This is a genomic window from Thermoplasma sp., assembly GCF_023256435.1.
GTDB lineage: Archaea > Thermoplasmatota > Thermoplasmata > Thermoplasmatales > Thermoplasmataceae > Thermoplasma.
The window spans coordinates 1-9,787 of record NZ_JAGDXM010000006.1; the positions used below are offsets into that span (position 1 = coordinate 1).

The following is a 9,787-nucleotide window of genomic DNA, read 5'->3' on the forward strand; positions in this document are numbered from 1 at the left end:
AAGTTAGGAGTTTAGGGGAAGCTGTAAATTTCAACCTCTTCGGACATGAGATACACGGACCCCCTCAATGGCAAGGTTTATAAATTGCGTTTCTAAATTTTTGCATCCTTCACGATAACCAAATGGATGATACTTAAGTAAAATCGCTGAGATCCGAATATACGCCTGTAGATATCACGATACAGGGCTTGTCTTGGATGTCCGGAAAGGCAAGATGTCTCTTCGATGAAAGGAATATCCGAAAGCTTTAGCTTAGGAGTAGATCACCTTTGGTATCATCCACCGTGTTTGAAGTCAGGATAAAGAACCATACCACCATCAACAAGCACCGTCGTACCCGTGATGTATGAAGCAAGATCGCTTGCGAGGAATACGGCAACCCGTCCTATATCGTCCACTTCTCCCAGTCTCGGCATGGCAATCTTGTCCAGAAGATCCTTCAGGGATTCTGGATTGCCCCACACGTCCTTATTTATAGGCGTTTTTATGGCACCTGGCGCTATGGCCACAACGCGTATGTTGAAGTCAGATAATTCCTGAGCCAGTGTCTTCGTGAACATTGACAAACCAGCCTTTGCACTGCAGTACGCGGAATAGCCAGACCATGGAACATATTCATGTACAGATGTGATATTTATTATAACACCAGTCTTCCTTGGCTTCATCCTCAGCGATGCTTCCCTTGCGCAGTAATATGGGCCTATGAGGTTCACGCCAATGACCTTCTCCCAGTCATCCGTGTTGTCCTCGCCGACAAGGCCGCGCTTCCCATCTATGCCAGCGTTATTGACCAGTATATCGATAGGACCGAACGCCTTGTCTATGCTGAGAAACAGATTCCTGACCTCTTCCTTGTTTGATACATCGCCGCCCAGTGCAATGGCCTTCCCACCAGCAGCTTTTATTTCGCTGACGATCTTTTCAGCCCTGTCCTTCCCGGTGCGATAATGCACCACCACCTTCGCACCAGCCTGTGCCATATATCTTGCGATTGATTCTCCCAAACCGGAGCTTGAACCTGTCACCAGAACAACCCTATCAGTCAGGTCTATTGATATGCCTTTGCGAACCTCCAATGCCATGATAAAGGAGTGCCGCATCTAAAATAAATATATCTGTTCCGGTAGAAAAGCGATCATATATATATTTCAGGAGTTATTGGATCATTCTTTAGGTTTTGCGGATCTAAAACACGGTTCCTCAAAAAGAATAAATAAGCATTTTGAATAGCCTGACTGGGCCCGTGGCCTAGCTAGGATAAGGCACCGTCCTTCTAAGTCGGGAATCGTGGGTCCAAATCCCACCGGGCCCGTATTTTACAGCGGATCGTAGGAGTAGAGAAGGTTAAGTTCTTTGAGGTATATCAGCACCTATGCCGTTTTATGTAATCACAACCTTTGATAGCCGTGAAAAGGCTGCTGATGTAGGGAAGAATGCTGTGGAAGCAGGATTTGCGGCCTGCGTAAGTATGATACATGGGATAAGTTCCATCTATCGGTGGAATGGAAAGATAGAAGAAAGCGATGAAGTGATGTGCGTTTTCAAAACATCAGATGAAAGAGTGCCTGCACTTGAGGAGTTCCTTAGGCGGAATCACAATTACGAGGTGCCTGAGATAGTGGCGATCAGTATGGATCGCGTAAACCGGGAATACGAAAAATGGATCGAGGAGTCCTGCAGTGAAAAATTGTAAATTTGAAGTCTGATCCTTATTATTCTGTTTGCTTGTCAGAATGCCATTTTTGAGAAATTCCTCAGGAAAGGTATGAGTAAAGCAAGCAAGATCATTGCTAAGCCCACGACCATGAATGAATGCATCCTCCCAGTGACCTGATAAACCAGGCCACCGATTATGCTTGAAACTGCTGTGGCCGCTATTCCAAACGTATTGAATGCGCCTTGGATCCTGGCCATCATGTCGCTGGGTATTATTCGCATCAGCGATGTGCTCACCGTTACGCTTTCTATTCCCATGGCAAGGCCAGCAATTAGAACAGGAGGTATGGTCAGAAGGATAGAATGTACGAGTGAAACAGAAAAAAATGAGATGCCTATTACAGAATATATTGCGAAGCTTATCATACCAAGCTTACCGCTGATCTTTGATGCAAAAAATGAACCCACAGCAATTCCGAAGACAAGCACGCCGAAGATCATCGACACATATACTGCGGATAGGCCAAATCCAATCTCTATCAGCGATATGAACATGATCGCAGCCATACCTATCAGAAAATTTCCTATCAACCCCATGAGAATGATCTCCCTTATTCTTCCATCGCCTACAATGAGTCTTACGCCGCTGGCTAGGTATTCCTGTATAGAGCCGCTACCGCCATACCTGGAATGCTTTACACCTAACAGAGGAAAAAGTGCCACAGCAAATATCAGAGCTAGGCAAAGAAATGACCTGAAATCGCCCAAAGATATTATGATTCCAGAAAGTACAAAACCTATACCCTGTGCAAGCATTGTCGCAGAAGACAGCTGTGAAGACCCTGATTTATATTGATCCTCCCTCAAGAATACCTTCATCCACGAGGCCCGGACAGAATCGATCACGTCTGAGGTGAAGCCTATCAGGAAAGTAGAAGTGTAAATCGCAAGTATCACATAGATACTATGATCCGAATGCAGTGAATATATTATCAACAGGAGCAGCATCACCCTGACCAGGGCAGCAGTTACTGCCAGTTCCTTCTTTATCCACATCCTGTCCACAGCCGCCCCTACCATGATGCTCAGCATAAGCGGAAAGGTCATCATGCTGTCGGCTAGACCAGCAAGTACCGGCCTTTCTGTTATACGCAAAACTACCCATATGATGACGAGGTTATAGGCAGAAAGCCCGAATCTCGAGAGTGAGGCGTTTGCAATCGTCAGCTGGAAGTTCAGCTTCATTCTTTTATCTAATGTATGGTTATACATATAGGCATTACTTATACGTAAATTCTTATCTTATATAAAAATGCATGCCCATGGATGAAATTACTAGGAATATTGATCTGCTGCTGAAGAATTTCTCCAACAGAACCAGGCTGATGATAATATCGCTGATCATTAAGAACGGCCCTATGACTGTTACGGATCTATCCAAGGTGATAAAGACAAGCAGGTCAAATCTCTATCAGCTTATCAAGGACATGCTATCAGACGGCGTGATCGTGCAAAGTAAAACTGAAGTGAAGAAGAATTATGTGGAAAAATACTACAGCATAAACGAATCGCTCTTCGCCAGTGTCAAATCGGAAGATCTCCGAAAGGCCATCACAATCATGGACGATGAGAGCTTCAGGAACCTGCTCATATCGTTTCTAACCACCGCTTCTGCTATGATGTCGATAGCAGCGGAGCAGATCAGCATAGCAACAGAAGACGATATGAGAAACTACCGGGAGGAGATCAACGGAGATCATATGATAATGTCATTTGCATCGCTCTCAAAGGAGAATATGGCGAAGTATTCAAAGATGCATGCAGAGTTCATGAGCCGAATTGAAAATGAAAACGATCATTCGCTGGAAGATCATTTTCTATACGTTATAGGCTTCCCATCCATTCCAAATAAAGGCAGCCTCAATCGCAATGTCACACACCAGCAAAATGGTAGTTGAAACCGGTGGCAGAATTCAGAGGTGTATCCCGATGCAGAATGAAATGAAGGGGAACAATCTCAGGGATCTGCTGGAATATGAATATAGAAATGGGAATGTGATAGATATTGAAGAACCGCTCTCCACGGATCTTCAGATACCAACGCTCGCCTCCATGCTTGAAGGCGAGAAGATAGTTACGTTTAAGAAAATTGTGGGTTACCCTGATTTTTCCATCGTAACCGGAGTCTTCTCCTCGGAGAAGAGAATACTCAGTATGCTGAGGTCAGAAAACGAGGTAGATTTTTTCAAAACTTGGATCAGGATAGTCGATGAAGGCCCTCTCATGGATATATCAATCGATAGAGCTATGGATCGCCAGATGATAATTCAGGATGTTCCAGATCTCCAGTCAATACCTGTGCTGAGGCATTTCAGCAACGATGGATCGAAGACAGGTAATGGCAGATACATAACCGGCGGTATAGTTGCGGCAAGGGATCCTTCGAATTCTGATGTCGTGAACTTGAGCTTCACAAGAATTCAGTTGATATCACAGAATAGATATGCTTTTGACGCTGGAAGCCACGGACATCTATGGTCATATATACAGAAATGCTTGAAGGACGGTTCTGATCTTGAAATGTCGGTTATAATAGGTGCCCCGCCAATACATTACCTCACGGCTGCAGCCTTCATGGATGACGAATACAGGCACATACAGAGGGTCTTCGATTTCAACTATTTCAGAGGCTACAGGAATGATGTTCCAGTACCATCGGATGCAGAGATGGTTATAGAGGCAAAATTTGTACCGGGAGAAGAATACGATGAAGGCCCATTCGCGGAATATACCGGTTATATGGGCTATGACTCAACCAGGAACGTAGCCGAAGTAAGGAGCATAATTATGAGAAGGAACCCGATCTATCTTGATATAATACCGTCAAATTCCATGGAGCATATCAATCTCTTCTCCTTCACAAGATCCATAAAGATGAATCACCTCGTCTCTGAGGCCAATCCCAAGGGCCATGATATCAGGGTGGTGTGGCCGAATTACGGATCCAGGTTTCTGGCCATGGGATACGTTGATCCGCCGTTTCCAGGACTGGCCAAAAACGTTGCTCTGTCTGCGATGGCCAACGATCCCATGTGGAACAAAATTGTCATGATCAATGAAGGCAGAACAGAACTGAATCTCGAAAGGATGCTTCTGAACCTTGCAGAGACCAGAAATTTCCCACACAGCTTGACCATTGTGAAGGATATGTACACGATAAGTTCTGATCCAACGGCAAAGAAAGATGGCACGAATTCAAAGCTGATCGCCATAACAAGAGGTTACGGATCACGTTATACAACTGAAAATAAAACTGGATCCTTCCTGATAAGATCCAGCAGAGGAAGGGTGCTGATCTCCCACGATGAATCTTACGCCGACGTCAATATAATGGTGCCGGAGATCATAAGAACGGACGATATGTCAAAGGTCGGATGGATGATCGCACTTAACATAGATTGCGATAACGACATATCAATTGAAAAGGATAGACTCATAATAGATCTTCGCAAGGATATAGGAGAAGTCCCTAAAACTGATGACTATGTTATGAGCACCATGTCGGATCTGGCCAGAAGATATGCATAATATGGCATGCTTCGGAGGCTTGCCGTGGGCATATGGTGAACATAGATCCTGCGAAATTGATCACCGATTTTGTCTAGGGCCTATGAATATTAGCGCAATGTGAGCAGATGTCCGTAAGGTTATCATCGATTTCAGTATATCTTCAAAAATTCTGAGATGAAAATATTCTTATATATAACACTTTGATACTTTGTTCGATATCATGGATACGCAAATAATTGATGTGATACCAATAGTGAGCAGAATTCCGCTGACTCCCACCAGCCCCCCTCAGGACTGGATAGACGAATGGAGCAGGCAACTCTTCGTCAAGGTGAAGACTGATGATCATGCTGGATGGGGAGAGGTCTTACCCGCAGCATTCAATTCCCCAAGGATCTATGCATCGTTCGTTTCACGTTTCAGGGACTACGTTGTGGGTAGACGTATTGAAGATGTTGAGGAAATATGGGAAACACTCAGGAAGGTTGCCTTTTCTGGTGGATATGGTGTACTTGTCGGTTCAATCTCCGGTATAGACATAGCACTGTGGGATCTGTATGCAAAGATGAAGAAACAGTACCTCGGGTATATTCAGGGCAAGAAGGAAGTGTCCATAACAAGATACGCTTCCCTCTCCAGATACTCAAGGCTCGATGATCTGATCAGAGCCTGCCATAACATGGTCAATGATGGCTTTACCAGGATAAAACTTCATCAGACAAAGAACGATACTCTGGAAGCGGTAAGGAGATTCAGGGAAGAGTTTGGGTATGACATAGAATTGATGGTGGATATGAATGCCTCAATGAAGCTTGATGAGGCCACACGCTTTGCCAATGAGATACGAAAATATGAGGTAAAATGGGTTGAGGAACCCATATGGCCTCCAGACGATCTGCTTTCCCTCAGAGAAATAAACCAAATAGTGCCAGTTGCAGCTGGAGAGAACTTCTTCAGTTTTTATGATTTTCAGAATGCACTTTATCTTGAAGCTGTTACCTATTACCAGCCTGACGTTACGAAGGTGGGAGGGATCACACCCACGATGAAGATACTAAACCTGCTAAAGGAGAAAAACGCAAAATTATCCTTCCATAGCAGACCCCACAACGGCTGGATCGGCGTGTTTGCCAGCATAGCGGCGGCCAATATGGCCGGGATGAATGCAATGATAGAGACCCCACCAAATTCAATACCGGAAAAATACTTCAATTACAGTGCGAAGGTAAGCGCGCAGACCATAATGCCTTATGGGCATGGAATAGGTATAGAGCCAATAGAACCTCTGCCGGAACTATCTGATGAAAAGGTGTTGATTTTCCATAACTAATAGTATAGTTTTGGTATAATATATTTATTTACGTATTCCCAGACGTCTGTTTCATGATTATACATCAAAGTTCTGGCCTTATCCGCGTCTCCGTTTGCCAGTGCTTCATATATGGCGCTATGCTCAGTCAGTTCATCGCTTCTTCTCTCTATGCTTGTGAATAGGGTAACTCTGACTATTCTAAGCTTCAACCTGAGCAGGTTGACTTCGTTCTCTATGTACTTGTTCCTTGATGCTCTCGCTATGATGGAGTGGAACTTGCCGTTAAGATTGGCCAGATCGGCCGGTTCATCTTCGTCTGTAGACTTTCTTATCTTTTTTAGGATGTCGTTCAACTGCTTGAGCTCGGCCTTCTGGATTCTTTTCGCTGCATAGTATACTGCAATGGCCTCAAGCTCACGCCTTGCCTCAAATATCTGGTTTATCTCCTCCGGCTCTATGAAGCAGACAAAGTATGATTTTCCTCTCTTCTCTATAATACCGTCGTTTTCAAGTGAAAGTATAGCCTCTCGGATAGGCGTCTTACTGCTACCAAAAAGTTCCATGATGCCATTTTCGTCTATTATCTGGCCCATTCTCAGATGCCCAGAAGTTATCTCCTCTATAATATAATTATAAATTTTTTTTGATAACGTTATACTTTGTTCCATAATATCTAGGATATATTAATTATAAATAAAAAGATAATTATTATGCTGAAATATAGAGCTTAGTAAGAGCGAATTCATAGTGCTTCAGTATCTCGTTCGCAGTGAGCTTTCCAGATGCTGTCTCAAGCAGAAGGTTGTAGAGCTTGTCGCCGGCTTCTTTAAGGGTGTACTGGAACTTCAGCAGGCCGGAAAGATCGAGATCTATGTGTTCTTTCATGTTCATAGCAGTCTTGGGGTTTGCCGTGGTCTTTATGACCGGCAGTATGTGGTTACCCACGATGTTTCCCTGACCAGTAGTGAACATATGAACCACTGCACCGGAAGCTGCAAAGAGAGTAACTGCCTCGGCAGCGGCGGATGATGTATTCATGAAATTCAGACCTTTGGACTTAGGCTCTTCGGCATAATCCAGCACACCGGTTATCTTCTTCGTGCCGGTCTTCTGTATATTTCCAAGCGCCTTTTCTTCGATGGTACTCAGACCACCCTTTATGTTGCCCTCAGTGGGCTGCGAACCAAGGAGATCTACGCCCTGAGATCTGATCACATCTTGATAGTCGTTGAAGATCTTCATGAATTTTTCTCTGAGCTGCGCGTTGGCCATGCGATCGGCTATATATTTTTCGGCCCCAGTGAGTTCGCTGGTTTCCCCGAATATAACCGTTGCTCCCTCATCCACAAGTCTATCGAACACTACGCCCACAGTAGGATTGCTTGCCAGCCCAGATGTAGTATCCGATTCACCACATTTTGTGCTGACAACTAGATTTGAAACATCAAATTCTTTCCGCTTCTTGGTGGATGCCTCCTGAACAAGATCCTTTGCAAGTCTGGAAGCCTTTTCTATAGTCTTGAGATCACCGCTTCCCTCTATGCTTAAAGCCTCAACACGCTTCCCTGTCTTCGCGATCTGATCAGCTATCCTGTTCGTCCAGTTGTCTTCTATTCCTACCACAATGGCCGATGCCACGTTTGGATTCCTTCCGTAACCAGCCAGCGTCCTGAAAGTCAGATCAAGATCAGCACCGAACTGAAGCCTGCCATATGGATGCGGAATTGCCCTGGTTCCGTAAATATTGTTTTCCACCGCAGTAGCCACAGTGTTTGATAGATCGTCGACAGGAATCACGAGTACATAATTTCTTGTTCCAATTCTGCCATTTTCTCTTTCAAAACCCATGAAAGAACTCATCACTGCCACCTCAGAGATTTTATATTATGTACATGAACATGATCGCCCGCCTTGATGTCTTTCGTTGCTGCGCCAATCACTTCACCATATTCTATTATGTTATCTCCCTTTTTTAAATCCCTGAGCGCAACCTTATGACCTAGCGGTACATCCTCGTTAACTTTCAGATTTACCTTCTTCCCTGTATCCAAAAACGCGATTTCCACATTTTCACCCTTTTTCAGATCATCTGTTGCGACAGCAACATAATCCTTCTCCAGATGCGCTAATGCTCTTGTCGCCATAAATAAAGTATTATGATGAAGTTAATAAACATTTCCTAAAAAAAATTTTAAAAAAAATATTTTATGATGAGCATGTCATTTATTTCTTTTGCCCGGATGTCGAAATTTTGCTTTCCTTAATAACATAAGGCTTTCGCATATCCCTCAGTCTTCTTGAAAACAGATCTGGCATCTGCTCCAAAGGTACATTTTTTGTCTCTGGGAAGAATAATGCAATAACTAGAATAGCCACTATAGAAAGAGCGAGCTCAAAGACAAAGAAGGAGAATATACCGTATGTTGCTTTCCAATATGGGAATATGAATATTATTATGAAGTTGGCTATCCAGTCAACCGCAGCAAGAATTCCCATACCTCTGCCACGGAATTCAGTAGGTAATGTTTCTCCCTGCAGAACCCATCCTACACCACCTACGCCTATGTGGAAGAATAACAGGAATAATGTCATTGCTGAAAATATAAAGACAACTGCCAAAAATATGATGTGCGAGTTGAAGTAGTTAATGCCTACCAGCATCAGAATCAATGAGCCAACCAGACCAGAATATCCAATTATGCCAAGTTTTCTGCGCCCCCATTTGTCAATTAACAAGAAAGATATGGCATATTCTATAGCGCCGAGTGATTCTGAAATTGTTACGTTAAGTATTGCATGTGGACCCGTGAGACCCATATATTTATATATAGCAGGCCCAAAATAAAGTATTATGTTAATACCAGTGATCTGTTGGAATGCCAGCCAGAGGCCTACGAGAAGAATGGCTGTCCTTACAGATTTGTTTGCCATTAGCTCTCTGAAGCCTTTCTCACGTATGGGCGTCGCAATTTCCTCCTTTATATCAAGTCCAAATCTCCTGAGTGCAGCCTTAGCCTCATTAACTCTACCCTGTATGAGCAGCCATCTTGGAGACTCAGGAAGATAAAACCTAAGAGCAAGAAGGATAACGGCCGGTATAGCCCCCAGTCCATACATCCATCTCCAGTTAGCAGAGAACGACAGTAAATATCCGGCCCAGAAAGCAGCAGTGAAACCTGAGAATATCATGAGCTGCTGAGTAATTGCAAGCCTTCCCCTGACCTTAGTAGGCGAAAACTCGGAAATATA

The 9,787-nt window shown here is 43.9% G+C and carries 10 protein-coding genes and 1 tRNA gene; 5 read left to right on the forward strand and 6 right to left on the reverse strand.

The window, feature by feature from the left end; all coding sequences use genetic code 11:
- Positions 1–275: 275 nt before the first annotated feature.
- Complete coding sequence (locus Q0C15_RS00535; RefSeq protein ID WP_297214920.1) at positions 276–1,082, reverse strand: glucose 1-dehydrogenase; 807 nt, start codon at positions 1,080–1,082, stop codon at positions 276–278.
- Between the two features lie 155 nt (positions 1,083–1,237).
- On the opposite strand from Q0C15_RS00535, the gene Q0C15_RS00540 reads away from it, so the two are divergent.
- Positions 1,238–1,312, forward strand: a tRNA-Arg gene (locus Q0C15_RS00540).
- A 60-nt stretch (positions 1,313–1,372) separates the two neighbouring features.
- Positions 1,373–1,693, forward strand: a complete 321-nt coding sequence (gene cutA / locus Q0C15_RS00545) for a divalent-cation tolerance protein CutA (protein WP_297214922.1) — start codon at positions 1,373–1,375, stop codon at positions 1,691–1,693.
- Positions 1,694–1,728: 35 nt separating this feature from the next.
- Here cutA and Q0C15_RS00550 read toward each other — a convergent pair whose 3' ends face one another.
- A complete protein-coding gene (locus Q0C15_RS00550; protein ID WP_297214924.1) occupies positions 1,729–2,901 on the reverse strand; it encodes an MFS transporter in 1,173 nt (390 codons plus the stop codon).
- A 77-nt stretch (positions 2,902–2,978) separates the two neighbouring features.
- Here Q0C15_RS00550 and Q0C15_RS00555 point away from each other — a divergent pair, with 77 nt between their 5' ends.
- The 3 genes from Q0C15_RS00555 to Q0C15_RS00565 all read left to right on the forward strand — a co-directional run bounded on the left by Q0C15_RS00555 (position 2,979) and on the right by Q0C15_RS00565 (position 6,556).
- Positions 2,979–3,614 (forward strand): winged helix-turn-helix domain-containing protein, encoded by a 636-nt coding sequence (locus Q0C15_RS00555; RefSeq protein WP_297214925.1) that lies wholly within the window; start codon positions 2,979–2,981, stop codon positions 3,612–3,614.
- A gap of 31 nt (positions 3,615–3,645) precedes the next feature.
- A complete protein-coding gene (locus Q0C15_RS00560; protein ID WP_297214928.1) occupies positions 3,646–5,244 on the forward strand; it encodes a UbiD family decarboxylase domain-containing protein in 1,599 nt (532 codons plus the stop codon).
- Between the two features lie 202 nt (positions 5,245–5,446).
- Complete coding sequence (locus tag Q0C15_RS00565; protein ID WP_297214930.1) at positions 5,447–6,556, forward strand: mandelate racemase/muconate lactonizing enzyme family protein; 1,110 nt, start codon at positions 5,447–5,449, stop codon at positions 6,554–6,556.
- Here Q0C15_RS00565 and Q0C15_RS00570 read toward each other — a convergent pair.
- The 4 genes from Q0C15_RS00570 to Q0C15_RS00585 all read right to left on the reverse strand — a co-directional run.
- Positions 6,553–7,206: a GntR family transcriptional regulator gene (locus tag Q0C15_RS00570; RefSeq protein WP_297214931.1), complete on the reverse strand. Its 654-nt coding sequence runs from the start codon at positions 7,204–7,206 to the stop codon at positions 6,553–6,555. The genes Q0C15_RS00565 and Q0C15_RS00570 overlap by 4 nt on opposite strands.
- A gap of 40 nt (positions 7,207–7,246) precedes the next feature.
- Positions 7,247–8,398, reverse strand: a complete 1,152-nt coding sequence (locus tag Q0C15_RS00575) for a UxaA family hydrolase (protein WP_297214934.1) — start codon at positions 8,396–8,398, stop codon at positions 7,247–7,249.
- Complete coding sequence (locus Q0C15_RS00580) at positions 8,398–8,682, reverse strand: UxaA family hydrolase (protein WP_297214936.1); 285 nt, start codon at positions 8,680–8,682, stop codon at positions 8,398–8,400. Before Q0C15_RS00580 ends, Q0C15_RS00575 begins: the two co-directional genes overlap by 1 nt.
- A 79-nt stretch (positions 8,683–8,761) precedes the next feature.
- Positions 8,762–9,787, reverse strand: a 1,026-nt coding sequence (locus Q0C15_RS00585) for an MFS transporter (protein ID WP_297214938.1), incomplete at its 5' end; no start/stop codon positions are given.

Coding starts and splice junctions, on each gene's coding strand:
- Q0C15_RS00535 (WP_297214920.1), bottom strand. CDS start 1,082: ATGGCATTGGAGGTTCGCAAAGGCATATCAATAGACCTGACTGATAGG.
- cutA (WP_297214922.1), top strand. CDS start 1,373: ATGCCGTTTTATGTAATCACAACCTTTGATAGCCGTGAAAAGGCTGCT.
- Q0C15_RS00550 (WP_297214924.1), bottom strand. CDS start 2,901: ATGAAGCTGAACTTCCAGCTGACGATTGCAAACGCCTCACTCTCGAGA.
- Q0C15_RS00555 (WP_297214925.1), top strand. CDS start 2,979: ATGGATGAAATTACTAGGAATATTGATCTGCTGCTGAAGAATTTCTCC.
- Q0C15_RS00560 (WP_297214928.1), top strand. CDS start 3,646: ATGCAGAATGAAATGAAGGGGAACAATCTCAGGGATCTGCTGGAATAT.
- Q0C15_RS00565 (WP_297214930.1), top strand. CDS start 5,447: ATGGATACGCAAATAATTGATGTGATACCAATAGTGAGCAGAATTCCG.
- Q0C15_RS00570 (WP_297214931.1), bottom strand. CDS start 7,206: ATGGAACAAAGTATAACGTTATCAAAAAAAATTTATAATTATATTATA.
- Q0C15_RS00575 (WP_297214934.1), bottom strand. CDS start 8,398: ATGAGTTCTTTCATGGGTTTTGAAAGAGAAAATGGCAGAATTGGAACA.
- Q0C15_RS00580 (WP_297214936.1), bottom strand. CDS start 8,682: ATGGCGACAAGAGCATTAGCGCATCTGGAGAAGGATTATGTTGCTGTC.